General features: G+C 77.0%; 28 protein-coding genes. 15 read left to right on the forward strand and 13 right to left on the reverse strand.

Features of this window, described 5'->3' with window-relative positions; all coding sequences use genetic code 11:
• Positions 1 to 50: 50 nt before the first annotated feature.
• Positions 51 to 578, forward strand: a complete 528-nt coding sequence (locus tag FB586_RS00360; RefSeq protein WP_136517374.1) for an AAA family ATPase — start codon at positions 51 to 53, stop codon at positions 576 to 578.
• Here the strand turns inward: FB586_RS00360 and FB586_RS00365 are convergent.
• Together FB586_RS00365 and FB586_RS00370 are read right to left on the reverse strand one after the other, a co-directional pair.
• Positions 564 to 1,391, reverse strand: a complete 828-nt coding sequence (locus tag FB586_RS00365; RefSeq protein ID WP_136517375.1) for a carbon-nitrogen hydrolase family protein — start codon at positions 1,389 to 1,391, stop codon at positions 564 to 566. The genes FB586_RS00360 and FB586_RS00365 overlap by 15 nt on opposite strands.
• Positions 1,388 to 1,831, reverse strand: coding sequence for a hypothetical protein (locus tag FB586_RS00370; protein WP_136517376.1), 444 nt, complete (start codon positions 1,829 to 1,831; stop codon positions 1,388 to 1,390). Before FB586_RS00370 ends, FB586_RS00365 begins: the two co-directional genes overlap by 4 nt.
• A 70-nt stretch (positions 1,832 to 1,901) precedes the next feature.
• On the opposite strand from FB586_RS00370, the gene FB586_RS00375 reads away from it, so the two are divergent.
• Positions 1,902 to 2,342, forward strand: coding sequence for a GNAT family N-acetyltransferase (locus tag FB586_RS00375; protein ID WP_136517377.1), 441 nt, complete (start codon positions 1,902 to 1,904; stop codon positions 2,340 to 2,342).
• Positions 2,343 to 2,353: 11 nt separating this feature from the next.
• Here the strand turns inward: FB586_RS00375 and FB586_RS00380 are convergent, their stop codons facing one another.
• Positions 2,354 to 3,115: a response regulator transcription factor gene (locus FB586_RS00380; protein WP_246036277.1), complete on the reverse strand. Its 762-nt coding sequence runs from the start codon at positions 3,113 to 3,115 to the stop codon at positions 2,354 to 2,356.
• Positions 3,112 to 4,320 carry a sensor histidine kinase gene (locus FB586_RS00385; RefSeq protein WP_136517378.1) on the reverse strand — a complete coding sequence of 403 codons (1,209 nt, stop codon included), beginning with the start codon at positions 4,318 to 4,320 and terminating at the stop codon, positions 3,112 to 3,114. Before FB586_RS00385 ends, FB586_RS00380 begins: the two co-directional genes overlap by 4 nt.
• 176 nt (positions 4,321 to 4,496) lie before the next feature.
• On the opposite strand from FB586_RS00385, the gene FB586_RS00390 reads away from it, so the two are divergent.
• Positions 4,497 to 5,069: a M15 family metallopeptidase gene (locus tag FB586_RS00390; protein ID WP_136517379.1), complete on the forward strand. Its 573-nt coding sequence runs from the start codon at positions 4,497 to 4,499 to the stop codon at positions 5,067 to 5,069.
• Between the two features lie 55 nt (positions 5,070 to 5,124).
• On the opposite strand, the gene FB586_RS00395 is transcribed toward FB586_RS00390, so the two are convergent.
• Positions 5,125 to 5,868: an alpha/beta fold hydrolase gene (locus FB586_RS00395; protein ID WP_136517380.1), complete on the reverse strand. Its 744-nt coding sequence runs from the start codon at positions 5,866 to 5,868 to the stop codon at positions 5,125 to 5,127.
• A 178-nt stretch (positions 5,869 to 6,046) separates the two neighbouring features.
• On the opposite strand from FB586_RS00395, the gene FB586_RS00400 reads away from it, so the two are divergent.
• On the forward strand, positions 6,047 to 6,697 hold the full coding sequence (locus FB586_RS00400) for a GntR family transcriptional regulator (protein WP_136517381.1): 651 nt from the start codon (positions 6,047 to 6,049) through the stop codon (positions 6,695 to 6,697).
• 11 nt (positions 6,698 to 6,708) lie between these two features.
• Here FB586_RS00400 and FB586_RS00405 read toward each other — a convergent pair whose 3' ends face one another.
• Positions 6,709 to 7,098 carry a nuclear transport factor 2 family protein gene (locus FB586_RS00405; protein ID WP_222928249.1) on the reverse strand — a complete coding sequence of 130 codons (390 nt, stop codon included), beginning with the start codon at positions 7,096 to 7,098 and terminating at the stop codon, positions 6,709 to 6,711.
• 41 nt (positions 7,099 to 7,139) lie between these two features.
• On the opposite strand from FB586_RS00405, the gene FB586_RS00410 reads away from it, so the two are divergent.
• The 3 genes from FB586_RS00410 to FB586_RS00420 all read left to right on the forward strand — a co-directional run bounded on the left by FB586_RS00410 (position 7,140) and on the right by FB586_RS00420 (position 9,401).
• Positions 7,140 to 7,937: a MerR family transcriptional regulator gene (locus FB586_RS00410; RefSeq protein ID WP_136517382.1), complete on the forward strand. Its 798-nt coding sequence runs from the start codon at positions 7,140 to 7,142 to the stop codon at positions 7,935 to 7,937.
• A 97-nt stretch (positions 7,938 to 8,034) separates the two neighbouring features.
• Positions 8,035 to 8,613 carry an ArsR/SmtB family transcription factor gene (locus FB586_RS00415; RefSeq protein WP_136517383.1) on the forward strand — a complete coding sequence of 193 codons (579 nt, stop codon included), beginning with the start codon at positions 8,035 to 8,037 and terminating at the stop codon, positions 8,611 to 8,613.
• On the forward strand, positions 8,610 to 9,401 hold the full coding sequence (locus FB586_RS00420) for an SRPBCC family protein (RefSeq protein WP_136517384.1): 792 nt from the start codon (positions 8,610 to 8,612) through the stop codon (positions 9,399 to 9,401). Before FB586_RS00415 ends, FB586_RS00420 begins: the two co-directional genes overlap by 4 nt.
• 35 nt (positions 9,402 to 9,436) lie before the next feature.
• Here FB586_RS00420 and FB586_RS00425 read toward each other — a convergent pair whose 3' ends face one another.
• The 4 genes from FB586_RS00425 to FB586_RS00440 all read right to left on the reverse strand — a co-directional run bounded on the left by FB586_RS00425 (position 9,437) and on the right by FB586_RS00440 (position 12,243).
• Positions 9,437 to 9,817 carry an HNH endonuclease gene (locus FB586_RS00425; protein WP_136517385.1) on the reverse strand — a complete coding sequence of 127 codons (381 nt, stop codon included), beginning with the start codon at positions 9,815 to 9,817 and terminating at the stop codon, positions 9,437 to 9,439.
• 89 nt (positions 9,818 to 9,906) lie between these two features.
• Positions 9,907 to 10,887 carry a hypothetical protein gene (locus FB586_RS00430; protein WP_136517386.1) on the reverse strand — a complete coding sequence of 327 codons (981 nt, stop codon included), beginning with the start codon at positions 10,885 to 10,887 and terminating at the stop codon, positions 9,907 to 9,909.
• On the reverse strand, positions 10,887 to 11,510 hold the full coding sequence (locus FB586_RS00435; protein ID WP_136517387.1) for a SigE family RNA polymerase sigma factor: 624 nt from the start codon (positions 11,508 to 11,510) through the stop codon (positions 10,887 to 10,889). Before FB586_RS00435 ends, FB586_RS00430 begins: the two co-directional genes overlap by 1 nt.
• 76 nt (positions 11,511 to 11,586) lie before the next feature.
• A complete protein-coding gene (locus FB586_RS00440) occupies positions 11,587 to 12,243 on the reverse strand; it encodes a Pr6Pr family membrane protein (RefSeq protein WP_246036279.1) in 657 nt (218 codons plus the stop codon).
• A gap of 163 nt (positions 12,244 to 12,406) precedes the next feature.
• Here FB586_RS00440 and FB586_RS00445 point away from each other — a divergent pair, with 163 nt between their 5' ends.
• A complete protein-coding gene (locus FB586_RS00445) occupies positions 12,407 to 13,009 on the forward strand; it encodes a flagellar brake protein (protein ID WP_136517388.1) in 603 nt (200 codons plus the stop codon).
• Between the two features lie 46 nt (positions 13,010 to 13,055).
• Positions 13,056 to 13,694, forward strand: a complete 639-nt coding sequence (locus FB586_RS00450) for an HAD family hydrolase (protein WP_136517389.1) — start codon at positions 13,056 to 13,058, stop codon at positions 13,692 to 13,694.
• Between the two features lie 22 nt (positions 13,695 to 13,716).
• Here the strand turns inward: FB586_RS00450 and FB586_RS00455 are convergent, their stop codons facing one another.
• Both FB586_RS00455 and FB586_RS00460 read right to left on the reverse strand, forming a co-directional pair.
• Positions 13,717 to 14,280 (reverse strand): hypothetical protein, encoded by a 564-nt coding sequence (locus tag FB586_RS00455; RefSeq protein ID WP_136517390.1) that lies wholly within the window; start codon positions 14,278 to 14,280, stop codon positions 13,717 to 13,719.
• Between the two features lie 77 nt (positions 14,281 to 14,357).
• A complete protein-coding gene (locus tag FB586_RS00460; protein ID WP_136517391.1) occupies positions 14,358 to 14,555 on the reverse strand; it encodes a hypothetical protein in 198 nt (65 codons plus the stop codon).
• 247 nt (positions 14,556 to 14,802) lie between these two features.
• Between FB586_RS00460 and trpS the strand changes: the two genes are divergently transcribed.
• From trpS to FB586_RS00490, 6 genes are all read left to right on the forward strand, one after another.
• Positions 14,803 to 15,933, forward strand: coding sequence for a tryptophan--tRNA ligase (gene trpS, locus FB586_RS00465; protein WP_136517392.1), 1,131 nt, complete (start codon positions 14,803 to 14,805; stop codon positions 15,931 to 15,933).
• A 31-nt stretch (positions 15,934 to 15,964) separates the two neighbouring features.
• Positions 15,965 to 16,663 carry an alpha/beta fold hydrolase gene (locus FB586_RS00470; protein WP_136517393.1) on the forward strand — a complete coding sequence of 233 codons (699 nt, stop codon included), beginning with the start codon at positions 15,965 to 15,967 and terminating at the stop codon, positions 16,661 to 16,663.
• A 77-nt stretch (positions 16,664 to 16,740) separates the two neighbouring features.
• Positions 16,741 to 17,112 (forward strand): VOC family protein, encoded by a 372-nt coding sequence (locus tag FB586_RS00475; RefSeq protein ID WP_136517394.1) that lies wholly within the window; start codon positions 16,741 to 16,743, stop codon positions 17,110 to 17,112.
• A gap of 59 nt (positions 17,113 to 17,171) precedes the next feature.
• Complete coding sequence (locus FB586_RS00480; RefSeq protein WP_136517395.1) at positions 17,172 to 17,999, forward strand: TspO/MBR family protein; 828 nt, start codon at positions 17,172 to 17,174, stop codon at positions 17,997 to 17,999.
• 62 nt (positions 18,000 to 18,061) lie between these two features.
• Positions 18,062 to 18,466, forward strand: a complete 405-nt coding sequence (locus FB586_RS00485) for a GNAT family N-acetyltransferase (protein ID WP_136517396.1) — start codon at positions 18,062 to 18,064, stop codon at positions 18,464 to 18,466.
• Between the two features lie 51 nt (positions 18,467 to 18,517).
• Positions 18,518 to 19,018, forward strand: coding sequence for a hypothetical protein (locus tag FB586_RS00490; RefSeq protein ID WP_136517397.1), 501 nt, complete (start codon positions 18,518 to 18,520; stop codon positions 19,016 to 19,018).
• Positions 19,019 to 19,082: 64 nt separating this feature from the next.
• Here the strand turns inward: FB586_RS00490 and FB586_RS00495 are convergent, their stop codons facing one another.
• Positions 19,083 to 19,766 (reverse strand): GOLPH3/VPS74 family protein, encoded by a 684-nt coding sequence (locus tag FB586_RS00495; RefSeq protein WP_136517398.1) that lies wholly within the window; start codon positions 19,764 to 19,766, stop codon positions 19,083 to 19,085.
• Between the last annotated feature and the right edge of the window lie 27 nt (positions 19,767 to 19,793).

The following is a 19,793-nucleotide window of genomic DNA, read 5'->3' on the forward strand; positions in this document are numbered from 1 at the left end:
CCGGAGGCTAGCGCCCGCGGCCGTCGCCGGAACGGCGCGATACTGGTCCCGTGGCCGAGCTCGTCGTCGTCACCGGCCCCCCGGGAGCCGGCAAGTCGACGGTCGCCGCCCTGCTCGTGGACCGCTTCACGCCGTCGGCGCTCGTCACCGGCGACACGTTCTTCGCGTTCCTCGCGCGCGGTGCCCTTCCTCCCTGGCTCCCCGAGGCGCACGCGCAGAACACGGTCGTCGTCGACGCGGCCGCGGCGGCGACGGGCCGCTTCGTGGCCGGCGGTCTGCACGTCGTCTACGACGGGGTCGTCGGTCCCTGGTTCGTCGACCGGCTCGCCGCCGAGGTCCCCGACCTGCACTACGTGGTGCTGCTGCCGCCGCTGGCCACGTGCCTCGAGCGGGTGGCGACGCGCACGGGGCACGGGTTCACCGACGCGGACGCGGCGCGGCGGATGCACCGGGAGTTCGCGAACGCCGACGTCGCGGCCCGCCACCTCGTCACCGGGGCGACCGCCGACGCCGCCGCCGTGGTCGACGAGATCGAGGACCGCCTGCGCGACGGGTCGCTCCGGCTACGCGACGGCTGAGCCCGCCGTCGCGGCGGTCCGGGCGCGCGGCCGCAGCTCGACCTCGACGACGAGCACGCCGTCGGCGTCCACCCCGTACGGGCCCTGCCGCAGCGTGCGCCCGTCCCGGCCCACCGCGAGCGACGCGCCGATGCACCCCCAGCCGTCCCACTCGCCCCCGACGACCGGGCCCACGTTGCTCACGCCGACCACCGGCATGTCGTGCGCGGTCGCGAGCTCCCGGTAGGGCGCCTCCCACTCGGCGCCGTACGGGTCGGCCCCGTTGTCGTGGTCCGGCGGCACCGCCCACGCCGACGGCGAGAGCAGGACCTCCGCACCCATGAGCCCCAGCGCGTGCCCGATGCCCGTGGTCGCCGCGGAGTTGTCCGCGCAGATGTTTAGCCCGATGCGGCCCAGCGGGGTGTCGGCCACCGCGAGCGAGGAGCCGGTCGTGTACACCGCCCGGGCGAAGTCGAGCTCGTGGATCTTGCGGTGCCGCAGCAGCAGCTCGCCGGTGGCCGAGAGCAGGACGGCAGAGTTGTGGACGTGGTCGCCCGCCCGCTCGGTGAGGCCGGCGGCGACGAGGACGCCGTGCTCGCGGGCCGCGCCGGCGAGCGCGTCGACGCGCGGCCCCGGGATCGGCTCGGCGAGCGTCCGGGCGCTCTCGTGCGTCCAGCCGAGATCGAGGCACTCGGGCAGGACGACGACGTCGCAGCCGGCCCGCGCGGCCTCGGCGATCGCGGCGCGGGCGCGGGCCAGGTTGTCGTCGGGCCGTCCGGGCACCACGAGCAGCTGCGCCATGCCGACCCGGATCGTCCGGCTCCCGTCGGTCATCGCGCGCGCACCGCCAGCAGGAACTGCCCGCCGCCGGGCTCGACCTGCGTCGTCACCGGCAGGTCGGGCGCGAACCGCGACAGCCGGTCGGCCAGCCAGTCGGCGGCCGCGTCGGCGTCGGACCGGCTGGGGCAGCGGGCGACGACCTCGCGCCCGCCCTTGCGCCGCAGCCGCTCGACCGTCTCCGCGATGGGCGCGGGGTCGATGACGAAGAGGTCCGGCGACCACGGCACGACCGGCTTCACGGCGCCCTTGCGCGTGTTGCAGGCCCGGTGCGCGAGCCGCTCGACGCCCGTCGTCCCCTTCTTGCCCTTGACGAGTGCACCCGAGTCGACGCTCGGGCCGAGGTCGGAGTTCACCGAGGCGTCGGGGTCCACGGGCTCGTCGCACAGCCAGCAGCGCCACCCGTCGCGGGCGCCGACGTCGCTCAGGTTGCTCATGCGCGCACGGTAGCCCTCTCCCGCCGCTCCCTCGCCGCCGGTCCCGCGCGCCGGCCGCTACGGTCGACCGGTGTCCGTGACAGTGCGACCGGCGGGACGGCGCGACCTCCCGGCGCTGCTGCGCCTGTACGCGCAGCTCTACCCGGAGGTCGCCAGGCCCGCCACGGTCGACGACGGCGCGATCTGGGACGCGATCGAGGCGACCCCCGGCAGGACCGTCCTCGTCGCCGAGGTCGCGCAGGGCGTGGTCGGCACGGTCGACGTCTCCGTCGTCCCGAACCTGCCGCGCCGCGGCGAGCCGGTGCTGCTCGTGGAGAACGTCGTCGTCGACGTGCGGCACCGTCGTACCGGCGCGGGGCGCGCGCTGCTCGCCGCGGCCGAGGAGCTCGGACGAGCGGCCGGCTGCTACAAGCTCCAGCTGGCGGCCGCGGACGAGGACGCGTTCCGGTTCTACGAGGGTGTCGGGCTGCGGCCCGGCGGCCGGGTCTACACGACGTACCTGCGGCGGTAGCGGGCGCGCGGTCACCGCCGTCCCGCCGTCCCGCCCTCGCCGGGCGCGACCAGGCCCGCCTCGTACGCGAGCACCACGAGCTGGGTCCGCGACGTGCACCCGGTCCGCCGCAGCAGGTCGTGCACGTAGGTCTTGGTCGTGGCGAGGGTCAGCCCGAGCGCGTCCGCGACCTCCTGGTTCGACAGGCCGCGGGCGACGGCGACCAGCACGTCGCGCGCCCGCTCCGGCAGGCTCCCGACCACGGCTGCCGCGCCCGCGGCCCGACCCGGCGCCGGCGACGCGCCGGCCGACCACCGGCGCCACTGGGACAGCACGAGCGGCGTCACGGCCGGGTCGAGCACGCTCCCGCCGGCCCGCACGCGGCGCACCGCGTCGACGAGCGAGGCCGGGTCGGCGTCCTTGAGCAGGAAGCCGTCGGCGCCCGCCCGCAGGGCCTGCGTCACGTACTCCTCGTCGTCGAACGTCGTCAGCACCAGCACGCGCACGTCGGCCAGCGCGGGGTCGGCCCGCAGCCGGCGGGTCGCCTCGATGCCGTCCGTGCCGGGCATCCGCACGTCCATGAGCACGACGTGCGGCGCGGTGCTGCGCGCCAGCTCGACCGCGACGTCGCCGTCACCCGCCTCGCCGACGGTCCGCAGGTCGGGCTCGTGGTCGAGGATCATCCGCAGGCCGAGGCGGATCATGGGCTGGTCGTCGACGACGAGCACCCGCACCTCCCGGTCTCGGGAGAGGTCGTCGCTCGCGGGGTCGTCGGTCACCCGGTCGCCGCTCACGGGACCGGCACCTCGAGCGTCACGGCCCACCCGCCGCCCGGCGCGGGGCCCGCGGTGACGTGCCCCCCGCAGGCCGCCGCGCGCTCGCGCATGTGCAGCAGCCCGTGGCCGCCGTCGGGCCCGCGAGTGCCGGCGCGGGCGGGGCCGGGGTCCTCGACCCGGAGCGTCAGCACACCGGGTGCGGCCGCGAGCGCGACCCGCGCCCGCGCGGCGTCCGAGTGCACGGACACGTTCGTCAGCGCCTCCTGGGCGACGCGGACCACCGCGAGCCCGGCGGCGGGCGGGCACGCGGGCAGGACGGGCGGGAGGTCGGCGTCCACGGCGAGGCCGGCGTCGCGGACGCGGTCGAGGACGGCGGACAGGTCGGCGAGCCCGGGCAGCGGGGCACGCGGCGCGCCGTCGCCGCCGCCCGCGGGCTCCCCGTCGCGCAGCACGCGGACGACGGAGCGCATCGACGTCAGCGCCTCCTTGCCGGCGGGTGCGATCCAGCGCACGGCGTCGCGGTACTCCTCGGGGCGCTCGCCGCCGACCCGGTCGGCGGCCTGGGCCCGCACGACGATCGCGGTCACGTGGTGCGCGACGACGTCGTGCAGCTCGCGGGCGATGCGCGTGCGCTCGGCCTGCACCGCGGCGCGCGTGCGGACCTCCTGCAGCGCGCGCAGCTCGGCGTTGCGCTCCTCGAGCGAGCGGGCGGTGGCCGACAGGCGCGCGACGACGGCCCCCAGCGCGGTGGCGGCCGCGACCAGCAGGAGCAGCAGGACGGACCGCGACGGGTCCGGCGGCGGCCAGAGCCCGCCGGCCGGGTGCAGGAGCCGGTGGGTGCCGAGCAGGAGCACCGCGAGGGACGCCGCCGCGGCAGCACCGGCGGGCACGGGACGGACGGCGCCGCCGCGCGTGGCCACGTACGCGGCGAGGACGTACGGGGCCGCGTGGATCTCGGCGAGCAGCGGCACGCCGTCGGTCGTGACGAGGTAGCCGAGGGGGTACGCCGTCAGGGTCAGCGCGAGCGCGACGCCCGGCCCGGACCGGTGCAACGCGATCGGCACGGCGAGCCACAGACCGGTCCACAGGTAGCTCCCGGGCGACCGCGGGTGCCAGTAGCCCGAGCCGACGAGCAGCGCGACCGCCAGCGTCCACGCCCCGAGCACCGCCAGGGCCACGAGGCCGTCCTGCACGGCGGCGTGCCTGCGGGCAGGGGTGGGCATGCCGACGACCGTACGGCGCACGCCGCCGGCGGTGGATCCCCCGCCGGACGGCCGCGCGACCCGGTCCGCTCGTCCCCCGGGCGGACGCGGGCCACCGGAGGATGAGGGCGGCGCCCGCGGCGGAAGCGCACCGGGGGACGACGCCCCGGACGGGTGCCCCGCCGGACCGTGGACGCATGACGACGACCACCCGCCGCGCCCCGGCGCGGACCCCCCACCGCCCGCACCGCCCGCGCCGCCCCGCGCGGCTCGCCGCGGTCGTGCTGCTGCTCGCCGCCGGCGGTGCGCTCGCGCACGGGCTCGCCGACGACGGCGCACCACCGGCCGACGCGCTGACGCACCCCTCGCCGGGCGCGGCGCAGCCGCCGACGGCCGCGTCGGAGCTGCACCCCGAGCTCGTGCTCCGCTTCGCGGAGGCGCAGCGCCGCGCGGCGGCCGACGGCGTCTCCCTCACCCTGACGTCGGGGCTGCGCACGGCCGCCGAGCAGCAGCAGCTGGTCGACGAGGCCGTCGACCGGTACGGCGTGCCCGAGGCGTACCGGTGGGTGCTGCCGCCGGAGCACTCCGCCCACGTGCAGGGCCTCGCGGTCGACGTCGGGCCGACCGAGGGCGCCTACTGGCTGCAGCAGCACGGCCCCGACCTGGGGCTCTGCCCCACCTACGCGAACGAGGTGTGGCACTTCGAGCTGCTCGCCGAGGGTGCCACGGCGTGCCCCGAGCCCCGCCCGGACTCGTCCTGGGCCTGGTGACCGCCGAACCGCGCGCCCTCCGGGCGGAGGGCGCGCGGTCCGGCGTCGCGTCCGGTCAGGCCGTCGCGCGCGCGGCCTCGTCGATCACCCGTGCGACGACGTCGGGCCGGGAGACGGTCACCGCGTGCGAGGCGTCCACCTCCACGACGTGCGACGACGCGCGCTCGGCCATGAACCGCTGGGCCTCGGCGGGGACGGCGAGGTCCTGGAGGGTGACGAGCGTCCAGGACGGGATCGTCCGCCACGCCGCCCGCGTCGCCTTGTCCGCCAGTGCGTCGCCGACGATCGGCCGCTGGGTGACGGCCATCAGCGCGGCGACGTCCGCCGGCACGTCGGCCGCGAAGACGGGGTGGAACTTCTCCTGCTCGATGTAGAGGTCCTCCACGGTCCGCCCGTCCGGGCCGGGCACCGGCACCGGGCGCAGCGCCGTGCCGAGCTCGTTGCCGGGGAACCGCCCCGCGAGCTCACCGGTGCTCTCGCCCTCCTCGAGCAGGAAGCTCGCGACGAACACCAGGGCCCGCACCCGCGGGTGCCCCTGGGCGGCCTCGCTCAGGACGCTGCCGCCGTAGGAGTGGCCCGCGAGGACGATCGGGCCCTCGGTCGCGTCGAGGACGGCGCGCAGGAGGTCCGCGTCGCCCTGGAGGGAGCGCAGCGGGTTGGCCACGGCCAGGACGGGGTACCCGTCCCGGCGGAGCCGCTCGACCACCCCGTTCCAGCTCGAGGAGTCGGCGAAGGCCCCGTGCACGAGCACCACCGTGGGGCGGGCATCGGTGCGGGGCTGGAGCGTGCTGCTGGTCATCGGTCAGTCCTCTCCGTCGCGCGGACGGCGCCTCTGGCCGTCCGATCTGTCCACTGCTGCCCTGCCACGCTTACAACACTTGCGGTATGCGATATATTGCATCCTCGTGGGGTGCGACGGCAAGATCCCGTCCCCGATCCACCGCCGCTCCCCGCGGCCCGCACCCGTGAGGTCCCTGATGCCGATCCCCCCGACCGACGCCGGCGTCGACCGCAGCCTGCTGCGCGACGGCGTCTACCGCTGCCTGCGCAACGCGATCGTCGACGGCACGTTCGCCCCCGGCGAGCAGCTCAAGGACCAGGAGCTCGCGGCCTGGCTGGGCGTCAGCCGCACCCCGGTCCGCGAGGCGCTGCTGCGGCTGGCCCAGGGCGGGCTGGTGCTCGCGCAGCCGGGTCGCTCCACGGTGGTCGCACCGCTCGACGTGCGCGAGACCCGCGACGCCCGGGACGTCGTGGCCGCCATGCACGAGCTCGCGGCGCGGGAGGCCGTCCCCGCGCTGTCCGGGTCGGACGTCGCCGCGATGCGCGAGGCCAACCTCCGGTTCGCTACGGCGGTGGAGTCGGACGACGTCGAGGCCGCCCTGCGCGCCGACGACGAGCTGCACGGCGTGCTCGTGCGCCTCGCCGACAACCGTGCGCTCGAGACGGTGCTGGAGCTGTTCACACCCCTCGTGCGGCGCGCGGAACGGCTGCGGTTCGGCTCGCGGGACGGCCACGCGTCGGTCACGCAGCACGACGAGCTGATCCGCCTCTGCGCCGCCGGCGACGCGCAGGCGGCCGCCGCCGTGGCCTACGACACCTGGCACAGCCTGCCGAGCGCCGACCGCTGACCCGCGCGGCGTCAGGGGGCGATGACCAGCTCGGCGACCAGGTCACCCTCCAGCGCGAAGCGGTAGCCGAGCTCGACGACGCCGCCGGGGAAGTCGCCCTCGAGGCGGTTCGTCGCGACCCAGTGCGTGTCGTCGACGCGCTGCGCCGCGACGAGCTCGGTCGTGTACCGGTACCCGGCGCCGGCGCGGGACAGGAACCGGCGGATCTCCTCCCTCCCCCGGTAGGTCGTGCCGTCGTCCACCACGACCGCGGTCGGGGTGAAGACGCGCAGGGCCGCGTCGACGTCACGGGCCTCGTGCGCGGTCAGGTAGCCGCGGAGGACGGCGGGGAGCTCGGAGGGCGGGATGCGGTCGGTGTCGTCATGCGGCGAGCGTCGGCGCTCCCGCGCGGGGAGTGGCAAGCGCTGGACCCTCCCCCCGGGGGAGGGTGCACGATGGCGCGGTGCTGGCCATCGGCGAGTTCTCGCGCCTGACGCACCTGAGCGTGCGCACCCTGCGCCGCTACCACGACGCGGGGCTGCTCGAGCCGGCGACGGTCGACCAGGCGACCGGCTACCGGTACTACAGCCCGGAGCAGATCCCGACCGCGCAGGTGGTGCACCGGCTGCGCGAGCTCGACGTGCCGCTGGCCGACGTGCGGCGCATCCTGCGCTCCCCCGACCCCGTCACCCGCGCCGGCCTCGTGGCCGACCACCTGCAGCGCCTCGAGTCGGAGCTCGCACGGACCCGGGCCGCGGTCGCGTCGCTGCGCCGGCTGCTCGCACCCGAGCCCTCGCCCGTCGAGGTCGAGCTGCGCGCGCTCCCCGCGACCACGGTGGCCGCGGTCGAGGACGACGTCGCGCACGCGGACGTCCTCGCCTGGTACTCGGGCGCGACGGCCGAGCTCGAGGCCGTCGTCGACGCCCCCTCCGGCGCGCCCGGGGGGCTGTACGACAACGCGCTGTTCGAGCACGGGCGGGGGCACGTGCTCGTGCACCTCCCGACCGACCGGCCGCCGCGCGTCGGCCGCGTCCGCCCGGTGACCCTGCCGGCCGTCGAGCTCGCCGTGGCCACGCACGTCGGCGAGCACGGCGACATCGACGTCACCTACGGGGAGCTCGGCGCGTGGGTGGTGGCGAACGCGCTCGCCGTGGCCGGGCCCGTGCGCGAGACGTACCTCGTCGGCCCGCGGGACACGCCCGACCCGACCGCCTGGCGGACCGAGATCGGGTGGCCCGTCTTCCGCGTCGCCGCCGGCTGACGGCTCCGCGCCTGCTCGGGTCGCAGCGCCGGAGGATCGCGTCCACGACTCCGCCGGACCCTTGACAAACTTCCTTGTCAACGAGCAGGGTGGCGACATGCAGGACGTCGAGGTCATCGAGGACGCCGCCGCGGCGGCCGTCGCGCTGGAACCCGTCCGGGCACGGCTGCTCCGCGAGCTCGCCGAGCCCGCCTCCGCCGCGGGGCTCGCCGCCCGCGTCGGCCTCCCGCGCCAGAAGGTCAACTACCACCTGCGGGCGCTCGAGGCGCACGGCCTCGTGGAGCTGGCCGAGGAGCGCCGGCACGGCGGCATCACGGAGCGCGTGCTGCGCGCGTCCGCGGCGTCGTACGTCGTCTCCCCCGCCGTCGTCAGCGCATCCGCCGCCGACCCCGAGGCCACGGCGGACCGCCTCTCCGCGGGCTACCTCGTGGCACTCGCGGGCCGGGTCGTGCGTGAGGTCGGCGCCCTCGTCCGCCGCGGCGCCACGACGGGCGCACGCGTACCCACGCTGACCGTCGACACGCAGATCGGGTTCCGCTCGGCCGCCGACCGGGCCGCCTTCGCCGAGGACCTCACCGCCGCGGTGCTCGACCTGGCCGCGCGCTACCACCACGACGACGGGCGCCCGCACCGCCTCGTCGTCGCCGCCCACCCGCTCCCCGAGGAGGAGTCATGAGCACGACCACGGACGTCCCGTACCGCCTGGAGTTCGACGTCGAGGTCCCCGGCACGCCGGAGCAGGTCTGGCAGGCGGTCGCCACCGCGCGCGGCCTGAACGCCTGGTACCTGCCCACCGAGATCGAGGAGCACGAGGGCGGCGCCCTCCACTTCACCATCGGCGAGGACATGGGCTCACGAGGCCGGGTCACGCGCTGGGACCCGCCGCACCGGCTCGTGTTCGAGGAGGACTGGGCCGCGCTCATGGGCGTCGAGCCCGGCACCCTGAGCCCGCTGACCTCCGAGTTCCTGGTCGAGGCCCGCTCCGGCGGCACGTGCGTCGTGCGCGTCACCAGCAGCGGCTTCGGGACGGGCGCGGACTGGGAGCAGGAGTGGTGGGACGGCGTCGCACCGGGGTGGCTGCCGTTCTTCGACAACCTGCGGCTCTACCTCACGCACTTCGCCGGGCAGGAGGCCACCCGGATGGAGGTGACCACCACCCGCACCGGTGACGCCGGCGCGGTCTGGTCGGCCCTGCGGGACACGCTCGGCCTCGGCGCCGAGGGGGCGACCGTCCAGGCGCGCGGCGTCGCCGGCACCGTCGAGAGGCTCGGCGAGCGCCAGGCGCTGGTCCGGCTCACGGCCCCGGTCCCGGGGCTGCTGAGCGTCTTCACCTACGGCGAGGGCGACGGCACCGCGTCCGCCAGCGTGCAGGCGTACCTCTTCTCGGCCGACGCCCCCGAGTGGGTCCGACGCGAGGAGCCGGCGTGGCGGGAGTGGCTGCGGGCGCTGCCCGTCGCCCCCTGACGTCGCCGTCGTCCCGGGCGCCGGTCGCGCTCGCGCTACGGCGCGGCCGGCTGCCCGGCGGCGTCGACGTCGGGCTCCGCCGCCCGCAGCCCCGCCCGGACCTGCGCGTGGCGCAGCAGGAACGCGCGCTCGTCGAGCCGCTTGCGCCGCATCCACCCGGTGACCTCGAGGTTGCACTTGCTGGCGTTGCACGGCCCGCACGCCGGCACGACGTTGTCGACCGTGTAGCGCCCGCCGCGCGAGATCGGCAGCACGCAGTCCCGCTGCAGCGGCACGTCCCGGGCGCCGCAGTACGCGCACCCGCCCCAGGCCGCCCGCAGCGCGTCCCACTGGACGCCGTCGAGGTCGTGCTCCACCTGCGCCATGCGGCGCCGGCGCCGGCGCGTCGCCCGCAGCCGCCGCGTCCCGTTGCCCATGGGCCGAGCATAGGAACGCACGCGGCGGGAGGGCGGCACCGTCACCGCCGCCCGGGCGCGCCGCGGCTCCCCGCCGACCGCTCCGCCACCTACGGCGCCGTGACCCCGTGCTCGACCAGGTACTGCCGGGCCCGGTCGACCACCGGCGCGTCCAGGCGCCGGACGGCGGCCTGGAACTCCGCCGTCCGCTCCAGGTAGGCGGCCTGCGCCGCCGCGTCGAGGTCCGCGAGCCGCTGGACCAGGTCGAGGCGGTCCTTGCACGCGACGTCGAGGAGACCGACCCGCACCTGCTCGTCGAACGGTGCCTCGAGGATCCCCTCCGGGACCATCGACTCCGGGTCGTCCGCGACCGGCGCGGCGACCCCGGCCTCGGCCAGGCACCGGACCCACCGGTCGCGCAGCGCACCGCCCTCGTCGGTCCCGAGCGCCCTGATCCACCCGCCGGCGCGGTGCTCCTCGGCCAGTGCGGTCACCCGGTCGACGTCGACCGCCAGCCCTGCTGCGACCATCTCCCCCTCGCACTGCCGGGACGCGACGGCCTCGTCCCCCTCGAGCGACCTGCCGGCGTCGGTACCCGCCGCGTGCTGGTAGCCCGTCGCCCGCACGTCGCTCTCGCGCCAGACGCCGTACGGCGCGGTGCTGCCGGGCGGCACCGCGGGCTCGACGGGCCCGTCGAACGTCCAGTGCTCGCCGAAGCCCCGCTCGGTCATGCAGGTGGAGAGGAAGTGCCGCTGGGCGGTCTGCGTGGTGACGAGCTCGTCGCGCGGGGAGCGGAGCCCGTCGACCGGCAGGGTGATCGTGCCGGCCGCGCGGTCGACGACGGCGCGCGGGGCCGGGGTGGTCACGGCCGGCGTCGGCCCGGCGGGCGACACCGCGGACCGGTCCGGCGTCAGGGCCGCGACCGCCGGGTACGCCGCCACGGCGAGCACCAGCACCGCGGCCGCCGGGCCGAGCGTCCGGGTCCACCGCCGGCGGCGCCCGACGCGGATGACGGCGGCGCGGTCGACCGACACGGGCGCGTCCACGTCGGCGAGCCCACGCAGCCGGCCCCGGAGCAGGTCCTCGTCCATCACTTCTCCTCCCCGCCGTCGGCGGTCTCGGCGAGCACCTCGCGCAGCTGGCGCAGCCCCCGCGCCGCGGCCGACTTCACAGCGCCGAGGGAGACGTCCAGGTCCTCGGCCACCTGCTGCTCGGACAGGTCCAGCACGTACCGGAGCACGACGACCCGGCGGCGCTGCGGGCTGAGCCGGGTCAGCGCCCGCACGAGCACGTCCCGTTCCGCGTGCGCGTGGTCGTGGCCGGGCCCCTGCCCGCGCTCCGCGCGTGCGACGGGCGAGCCCGGGACGTCGTCGGGGGCCACGAGGACCTCCCGGCGGCGCCGGCGCCACATGTCGATCCGGGCGTTGGCCAGGGTGCGCCGCGCGTACGCCAGCGGGTCCCCGGCACGGGCGCGCGGCCACGCGACGTAGGTCCGCACGAGCGCCTGCTGGACGAGCTCCTCGGCGCGGTGCGCGTCACCGCACAGCAGCCACGCGGTCCGGGTCAGCAGCGGCTCGGCCTCGGCCATGAAGGCGGAGAACTCCTCGTCCCGTGACCGCTGCCTCCGGGCGTCGGTGAGGCGGGCGACCACCGGCACGTCGGGCTCGACGGGCACCTCCTCGACCTCCACCGACACCCCTCTCCCCAGCGACATGCCATCTACACGCACGACCGCGGTCCCAGGTTGCTCGCCCGACCGATCTCCCGTCGCGACCTCGGCGAGCAGGGCGTCACGGGTGGTGGGCCGGCACCCGCGCGCGTCCCGGCACGGGGACGCGCCCCGCGGCCCACACCAGCGCACCCGCCGCCAGGAGGACCACGAGCAGCCCGGCCACGTGCAGCGCCAGCGAACGCGCCCCGTGCTCGGGCAGCAGGAAGCCGTACGGCACCCAGCCGTCGGTCGCCCCGCGCACGAGCACGACCACGAGCCACACCAGCGGGTAGGGCAGGACGAGCCACAGCCGCCGCCACGGCAGGGCGGCCCGGTCGGCGCCGAGCACCCAGTCGAGCAGGGCGACGACCGGGAGGACGACGTGCAGGACGGCGCTCACCCAGGGGGCGGCGGTGCCGCCGGCGCCGGTCACCGCGAGGTCGTAGACCACCGCCACCACGAGCAGGCAGGCCGTCGCGACGCCGCGCGCCGACGGCAGCCACGGCGGCGCCGGCCGCCCGCACAGCGCGACGGCCCCGGCGGCGACCAGCAGGACGGCCGCGAGCAGGCTCGTCAGGTTCGTGAAGTAGCCGAGGAAGTCGACGAGCCGGTCACGGCCCGCCGCGCGCTGCGCGCCGTACGAGTACGCGAGCACCGCCAGGACGAGCGCACCCGCGAGGACCCGACCCATGGCGGTCGCCCTCGCGGGTCCGCCGGGCGGCTCGGGGGCGGTCACGGCGCCTCACCCTAGCCACGTCCTCGCGGCCTGACGCCTCCGGCGACCGGGTGACGTCCGGTGCGTGCTCCTCAGCGCGGCCGCGGTGCGGCCGATCGGACCTGCACGGGACCGGCGGCGCACCGCCGCCACGGGGCGGTCACCTCGATCGGACGGACCTACCATGCACGACCTCGCACGCTGCGTCCTCACGATCGGCGAGGGCACGCTGGACGGCCACGTCGCCACGCACGTGGACGGGATGCTGACGTTCGCCCCCGAGCACGGGCTCGTCGGCGGGATCCAGGTCGGCGACGGCGTCGGCGTGCTGGTGCTCGACGAGGTGCGCGGCGAGGTCCGGTACACCGGGTGGGTCACGCACGTCGGCGCGATGACCGTCCAGGTGGAGCACCTCGAGCTCGTCTCGACGATGCAGAAGCGACGCTCGGCGCGGGTGCGCGTCACGCAGATCTGCACGGGCCTGGTCCGGTCCCCCGACGGCGGCACGCGCGAGGTCACGTTCGTCGTCGTCGACGTCTCCGCGCACGGCGTGCGGGTCTCCACCACGGCGGGGATGGACCTGCACGACCGCGTCCGGTTCACGTTCCCGACGCCCGAGCGCCCCGTCGCGCTGGAGGCCGAGGTCGTCCGCGTGCAGGAGACCACCACCGGCACGACGCACTACGGCTGCCGCTTCGTCGCCCTCGACGAGCGGGACGAGGACCTGCTGTTCCGGTACGTGCTGCGCACGCAGGGCGAGCAGCGCCGCAGCCGGGTGCGGGACTGAGCCGAGGCGCTGGCCCGCGCGGGGCCGGCCGGGCAGGCTTGCGCACGTGATCGCGCTGCTCGACCTCGACGGGACGCTCACCGGCCGCGCCGCCGGGTTCGCCGCCTGGGCGCGGTCCTTCGCCGCCGAGTGGTCGCTCGGCGACGACGACCTGCGGTGGCTGCACCGGCTGGACCGGACGGCGGGAGGCCGCGAGCAGTTCTTCGACGCGCTCAGCCGCCGCCTGCCGCACACCGGCACACCCGAGCGGCTCTGGCACGACTACCGCGTCCGGATGCCGGAGCTGACGCCCGCCTTCCCGGGCGTGCTCGCGCACCTGCGCACCCTGCGCGCGTCCGGCTGGCGTCTCGTCGTGGTGACGAACGGGCGGTCGCAGACCCAGGTGGGCAAGCTGCGGCGGACCGGCATCGCGGACGTCGTGCACGGGTGGTGCGTCTCCGAGGACGTCGGCGTCCGCAAGCCCGATCCCGCGATCTTCGCCGCCGCCCTCGCCCTCGCGGGGGGCTCCGACCGCACGGCGGCGTGGATGGTCGGGGACGACCCGGCCGCGGACGTCGTGGGCGGGCACGCGGCGGGGCTGCGCACGCACTGGGTGAGCCACGGGCTGGCCTGGCCGGAGAGCGAGGTCCGGCCGGACGCCGTCTCCGCCTCGCCGGCCCAGGCGCTGGCGGCCCTCGCGGGCTGAGCGGCCGGCCGGGGCGGCCACGTCAGCCCGCCGCCCCCGGCGGGTCCATCGGCGCACCGTCGCCGTGCGGGGGCAGGTCGCCGCGCTCCACGCCGGGTCCGACGGTCTGCACGTCGCTGAACAGGTGCGCCAGCTCGTCCGCGGTGGGCACCCGGACCGCCTCGGCGGCGGCGCGCAGGACGGCGGCCTCGACGCCGTCGCCCTCGAGCACGACGTGCACGTCGCCGAGCGTCACCGCGCACCTCAGCGGCGTCGGCGCGGCGTCGGTGAGCTCGGCGCACGGGACCGCCGAGGGGTCCGCGTACCGGTCCGCCCGCAGCGACAGGGTCCCGACGCCGCCGTCGCCGTGCCGGACGTAGGCGGCGTGCATGCCGTCGTCCCCCGAGACGTTCACGGACTGCGTGGCGAGCTCGAACCCGTCGACGTCGGTGACGTGCACGAGCTCCGGGGCGATCCCCACCGGCTCCGCCCAGCGGGCGATCTCGTCCGTCGACGCCGGAGCCCCGGCACGACCCGCGCACGCGCCGAGCGCGAGCACGGTGGACACGGCGAGGACGACGACGGTGGCGCTCCGCGTGCGGGTCACCGGGGCAACCTACCGCCGCGGCGTGGGTCGGATCAGGCGTTCCGGCCCGATGCCCGGCGACCGGCGCGCCTCCGCCGTCAGCGACGACGGGCGCGGTTCACGAGCCAGTCCCCCACGACCCACAACAGCCCAGCGATCACCCCGACGCCCACGTGGTCGTACCACGGGTCCTCGGGCACGACGAGGTGACGGGCGCCCGCCACGGCGGCGGCCAGGACGACGAACCGGACGAGCACGCCCGTCCGGCGTCGCCCTTCCGACGGCTGGTCGTCCACCCCGGCACGCTACCGCGGAGCGGGGACACGCCCGGGCGGAGCCGCCCGTCCCGACCTGGCCCCCTGGCCGCGCCCGCGCCCCCCCTCGCTAGGGTCACCCCCGTGCTGACGATCCCGTGCACCTGGTGGCAGCCGCTCTAGCGGCGGCTGCGACCGGACCTGTCCGAGCTGCCCACGGCGGCTCGGACCCGTGCCCGCGGCGGCACCGGACGGGGGCGGTGGGTGGTTCCCACCCCGAGGAGCCCCGATGTCCCACCCCACCACCTCCCCCCTGGCGGCCCCCGCGGCCGCCCTGCCGACCGCGTCCGTCGAGGCCGCACGCCGGCGCAGCGCGGAGCTCGAGGACGAGGTCCGCGCGGACCCCCGGCGCTTCCGCGTGCTCACCGGTGACCGCCCCACCGGCCCTCTGCACCTCGGCCACTACCTCGGCACCCTGGCGAACCGCGTCCGGCTGCAGCGCGCCGGCGTGGAGCTCTTCGTCGTGGTCGCCGACTACCAGGTCGTCACCGACCGCGACGTGGCGGGCGACGTGCGGGGGCACGTCCGCGAGCTGCTGCTGGACTACCTGGCCGCGGGCATCGGCGCGCGCGGCGGGGCCGGCACCGCGGGCGAGCCCCCCGCGACGATCTTCACGCACAGCGCGGTCCCGGCCCTCAACCAGCTGATGCTGCCCTTCCTGAGCCTGGTCAGCGTCGCGGAGCTGCAACGCAACCCGACCGTGAAGGCCGAGGCGGCGGCGACCGGCGGTCGCGGCATGAGCGGGCTCCTGCTGACGTACCCCGTGCACCAGGCGGCCGACATCCTCTTCTGTGGGGCGAACCTCGTGCCCGTCGGGCAGGACCAGCTGCCGCACCTCGAGCTGACCCGTGCGGTCGCGCGCCGGTTCAACGACCGGTACGGGGCGGGGCAGGCGCTCCTGAGCGAGCCCGAGGCGCTGCTGTCCGCCGCCCCGCTCCTGCTGGGCACCGACGGCGCGAAGATGAGCAAGAGCGCCGGCAACGCGATCGCGCTGCGCGACGACGAGGACACGACGGCCCGGCTCGTCCGCTCGGCCCGCACGGACGCCGACCGGCACATCACCTACGACCCGGCGCACCGCCCGGAGGTGGCGAGCCTGCTGCTGGTCGCGGCGCTGTGCTCGGGCACGTCCCCGGAGGCGCTGGCGGACGAGATCGGCGACGGCGGCGCCCGCCGGCTGAAGCAGGTGGTGACCGAGGCCGTCAACGAGCACCTGCGCCCGCTGCGCGAGCGTCGGCGGGCCCTCGCCGCCGACGAGGGGTACCTGCGGGCCGTCCTGGCCGCCGGCAACGCGCACGCGAACGCGGTGGCCGACCGCACGCTCCGCACCGTGCAGGAGGCGATGGGCATGACGTACTGAGCGGCGGCGGACCCTCTGCCAGGATGCCCCGGTGCCTGCCGACCTCCCCGCGGTGACCCTCTCCTACGCGCTGCACGGGCCGGCGGACGCGCCCGTCGTCGTCCTCCTGCACGGCATGGGCGCGGCCAGCGACCGGTCCTCGTGGGACCGCGTGGTCCCGCTGCTCGCCGGCGACCACCGCCTCGTCGTGCCGGACCTGCGCGGGCACGGGGCCAGCCCTCGACCGGGCAGCTACGCGCTCGCCGAGATGGCGGACGACGTCGCACGCCTCCTCGACCGGCTGGGTGTCGCCGGGGCGACGGTCGTGGGGCACTCCATGGGTGGGGTCGTCGCGGTCGTCCTCGCGCAGGCACGCCCGGACCTCGTCTCCGCCCTCGTCGTCGAGGACTCCTCCCCGCCGCCGCCGGCGGGGTCGCCGCCCGTGGACGTGACGCCGCCGTACCGGCCCGAGGGGCCTGTGGCGTACGACGTCGAGGTGCGCCCCGGGGTGCTGCGGGCGCTCGCCGAGCCGGACGCGGCGTGGGCGCGACGGGCCGGCGAGGTCACCGTGCCGACCCTGGTCGTCGGCGGCGGTCCCACCAGCTTCGTCGACCAGCGCCGGCTGGCGCGGCTCGCCGCCGCGTTCCCCGCCGGGACCATGGTGACGATCGACGTCGGGCACGACGTGCACCCGAACCGGCCGGAGGAGTTCGTCGCGCTGCTGCGCACGTGGTGGGCGGGCGAGGGGTAGGACGGCGCGGCGCGACCCACCACGAGGACGACGCAAAGGCGTGGTCCGGCGCCGCCGGCTCCTCCTACGGTCGTGTCGTGGCCTCCCGCTTCTCGGAGCTCGTGATCGACTGCCGCGACCCCCAGCGCCTGGCGGACTTCTGGTGCCAGGTGCTCGACTTCGTCGTCCTCGGCGACGAGGGCGGCGCAATCGAGGTCGGACCACGCGAGGGGTTCGGCGGGCTGCAGCCCGCCCTGATCTTCAGCCCGAGCAGCGAGCCGAAGACCGGCAAGCTCCGCCTGCACATGGACGTCAACCCGGTCGACCGGGACCAGGACGCCGAGCTCGAGCGCCTGCTCGCGATCGGGGCGCGCCCGGCCGACATCGGCCAGACCGGCGAGGAGCAGTGGCACGTCCTGCTCGACCCCGAGGACAACGAGTTCTGCCTGCTGCGGGCCCGCCTCCGCTAGGACGCCACCGACCGGCGCCTCGAGATGCTCAGCACGCTGAGTGTTGGCACCCTGGGTGCATGGAGACCACGCGCACAGCACTCGACGCCCCCGTCGCACCCCGCGACCGGGTCCGCCAGGTCACTGTCCTGGTCGGCGCGGCCGTCGCGATCGCCGGCGCCGCGGTCGGCTCGGGCGCGTTCGGCGGCGAGCCCGTCGCCGAGGCCGCCGGCGGGGCGCTGTCCGCGACGGCCACGCCGCTCGCCCCCGACGGCCCGGCGTTCTCCATCTGGTCCGTGATCTACACCGGGCTCGCCGCGTTCGCGGTCGTCCAGGCCCTCCCCCGCAACGGCGCGGACCCGCGCCTGCGCGCGGTGTCGTGGTGGGTGCTCGCCTCGATGCTGCTCAACGCGGCGTGGATCGCGGTGGTGCAGGCCGACTCGGTCGGCGGCGCGCTCCTCGTGATCGTCGCGCTGCTGGCGGTGCTCGCGACGATCGTCGTCCGCCTCGTGCGGATCCCCCACACGCGCGCCCTGGCCTCGTGGGTCACGGACGTGACGATCGGGCTCTACACGGGCTGGGTCAGCGTCGCGACGCTCGCGAACACCGCGGCGTTCCTGGCGGTCGCCGACGTCGGCGAGCTCGGGCTCGGCACGACCGGGTGGTCCGTGGTCGTGCTCGTGGCCGCCGCGGCTCTCGCCGTGGCGTACGCGGTGTTCGCGCGTCGCCGGCCGACCGTGGCCGTCCCGGTCGGGCTGGCGATGGCCTGGGGGCTGATGTGGATCGGCGTCGGTCGCACGAACGGCCCGCTGGTGGACGAGACCGTGGGGGTCGTCGCGTTCGTCGCGGCGGCGGTCGCGCTGCTCGCGCCGGTCGCGACGAGCGTCGCCGCCCGCCGCCGGGGCTGACCCGACGGCACCCCCTCGCTTTTCCCGCGACCGCCGCCGGTCCGGCACGCCACGATGCCCCGATGGCCCCCGACGTCCGCCTGCACATCCGCGGCGACCTGACCGACCCCGAGCTGGAGGCGCTGCACGCCGCCGCGTTCGGGCACCCCGAGGGACGCGTCCCGTGGCGGCGGCGCCTCGACCGGCACAGCCTCACCTGGCTGACCGCCCGCCTCGACGGGCGGCTGGTCGGCTTCGTCAACGTCGTCGGCGACGGGGGCGTGCACGCGATCCTGCTCGACACGTGCGTCGCGCCCGACCTGCAGGGCCGCGGCGTCGGGCGCGCGCTCGTGGCGGCTGCCGCCGACGAGGCGCGACGGGCGGGCTGCACCTGGCTGCACGCCGACTACGAGCCGGCGCTGACCCGCTTCTACGAGCAGGCGTGCGGGCTGCGGCACAGCGAGGCCGGTCTGCTCCGGCTCCGGTGACGGGGCGCGACGCTCACGCCGTCCCAGCGGCGCACCCGACATACTCGCCGCGTGCCGGCACAGCAGGGAGACCCGACGGCTGCGGACGGCGGCGGGCCGGCCGCACGCCGCGGCGCCCCCGCGCGCGTCCTCACTGTCACGGCCCTCGGGGCGGCCGTCGACGTCGCCCACGAGGTGCTCACGGCGCTGCGGTGCACCCACCGCAGGACCGGCACGACCGATGCACGCGTGTACGAGTTCGGCAGCCGGCTGGGCGACCTGGTGCTCGGTGGCGGAGGCGCACGCCTGCTCCTGCCCGCCCCGCTGCGGCGGCACGCGCTGCACGGGTGGCTCGTCGTCCACCCGTCCACGGCGACGCCGCCCACCCTCACCGTCGCGGCGGCCCGCTTCGACCCCGCCGCCGGCGCCTGGGCCGGCGCGGCGATCGACGCCGTCGTCCGCGAGCTCGACCGGCGCGGGCTCCTCACGGACGCCGGCGCCGAGCTCTCGAGCCTCACGCTGCCGGACAGCCCCGCGTTCCCGCGGCGGTTCCGCATGCACCGCGGCGACTAGGGGGCGTGCCTGACGCGGTGGTGGTCAGCCGTGGCGGCGACGGACGGCTCTCGACGCGACCCCGTCAGCCCGACGACGCCGCTGCCGCTGCACCGCCCGCCGCGACGGCCGCGATCATCGCGCTCTGCACCGCCTCGACCGCCTTCCGCGCCGCCTCGCCGCCGACGTCGCCCGCCGCGAGCCGCTTCGCCCGGGCCTTGAGCTCCCGGTTCGGCAGCCCGGTGCCGGGCAGCACCTTGGGGAGGGCGTCGACGGCCGCGAGGAGCGCGACGAGTGACGCCTCCCGGGGGGTGGGCGCGCGCCCCGTGACCAGCACGTCGTGCAGGCCGCGGCGCACCTGCGCCTCGTGCGCGGAGTCCACGGCCGGCCACGTCGTCGTGGGGAAGATGCCGAGCACGCGGCCCTCGTCCGCCCGCAGGACGCCCCGCGCGGCGAGCCGGTCGTAGAGGCGCTCGCGCAGGCCCTTGCGGATGCGGTCGAGGACCGCGGTGGGCGACGCGCTGCCCGGGCCGGCGGCGCGGCGCAGTGCCTCGTCGAGGACCTCGTCGCCGAGCGGCGTGGCGTCCACCACGCGCAGGGTGGTGCGGGAGAACAGGCCCGACGACGTCACCGCGTCCAGCCGGCCCTCCGTCGCCAGCTGGGCGATGACGGCGCCCGCGACGGCGATGTCGCGGCGGGTGCCGTCCACGAGGGGCTTGCCCGTGGCGTCGTCGGTGAGCAGCAGCAGCACGTCCTCGGCGGCGATCATGCGTCCACGCTACGAGCGGGCGGCCCG

Origin of the sequence: Cellulomonas telluris, from assembly GCF_004886325.1 — a bacterium.
Taxonomy (GTDB): domain Bacteria; phylum Actinomycetota; class Actinomycetes; order Actinomycetales; family Cellulomonadaceae; genus Cellulomonas; species Cellulomonas telluris.

What these genes read in the sequence shown, in the direction of transcription:
- FB586_RS00365 (WP_136517375.1), bottom strand. Translation starts at nt 1,391, where the DNA reads ATGACCGACGGGAGCCGGACGATCCGGGTCGGCATGGCGCAGCTGCTC.
- FB586_RS00370 (WP_136517376.1), bottom strand. Translation starts at nt 1,831, where the DNA reads ATGAGCAACCTGAGCGACGTCGGCGCCCGCGACGGGTGGCGCTGCTGG.
- FB586_RS00385 (WP_136517378.1), bottom strand. Translation starts at nt 4,320, where the DNA reads ATGCCCACCCCTGCCCGCAGGCACGCCGCCGTGCAGGACGGCCTCGTG.
- FB586_RS00390 (WP_136517379.1), top strand. Translation starts at nt 4,497, where the DNA reads ATGACGACGACCACCCGCCGCGCCCCGGCGCGGACCCCCCACCGCCCG.
- FB586_RS00395 (WP_136517380.1), bottom strand. Translation starts at nt 5,868, where the DNA reads ATGACCAGCAGCACGCTCCAGCCCCGCACCGATGCCCGCCCCACGGTG.
- FB586_RS00400 (WP_136517381.1), top strand. Translation starts at nt 6,047, where the DNA reads ATGCCGATCCCCCCGACCGACGCCGGCGTCGACCGCAGCCTGCTGCGC.
- FB586_RS00415 (WP_136517383.1), top strand. Translation starts at nt 8,035, where the DNA reads ATGCAGGACGTCGAGGTCATCGAGGACGCCGCCGCGGCGGCCGTCGCG.
- FB586_RS00420 (WP_136517384.1), top strand. Translation starts at nt 8,610, where the DNA reads ATGAGCACGACCACGGACGTCCCGTACCGCCTGGAGTTCGACGTCGAG.
- FB586_RS00425 (WP_136517385.1), bottom strand. Translation starts at nt 9,817, where the DNA reads ATGGGCAACGGGACGCGGCGGCTGCGGGCGACGCGCCGGCGCCGGCGC.
- FB586_RS00430 (WP_136517386.1), bottom strand. Translation starts at nt 10,887, where the DNA reads ATGGACGAGGACCTGCTCCGGGGCCGGCTGCGTGGGCTCGCCGACGTG.
- FB586_RS00435 (WP_136517387.1), bottom strand. Translation starts at nt 11,510, where the DNA reads ATGTCGCTGGGGAGAGGGGTGTCGGTGGAGGTCGAGGAGGTGCCCGTC.
- FB586_RS00445 (WP_136517388.1), top strand. Translation starts at nt 12,407, where the DNA reads ATGCACGACCTCGCACGCTGCGTCCTCACGATCGGCGAGGGCACGCTG.
- trpS (WP_136517392.1), top strand. Translation starts at nt 14,803, where the DNA reads ATGTCCCACCCCACCACCTCCCCCCTGGCGGCCCCCGCGGCCGCCCTG.
- FB586_RS00480 (WP_136517395.1), top strand. Translation starts at nt 17,172, where the DNA reads ATGGAGACCACGCGCACAGCACTCGACGCCCCCGTCGCACCCCGCGAC.
- FB586_RS00485 (WP_136517396.1), top strand. Translation starts at nt 18,062, where the DNA reads ATGGCCCCCGACGTCCGCCTGCACATCCGCGGCGACCTGACCGACCCC.
- FB586_RS00495 (WP_136517398.1), bottom strand. Translation starts at nt 19,766, where the DNA reads ATGATCGCCGCCGAGGACGTGCTGCTGCTGCTCACCGACGACGCCACG.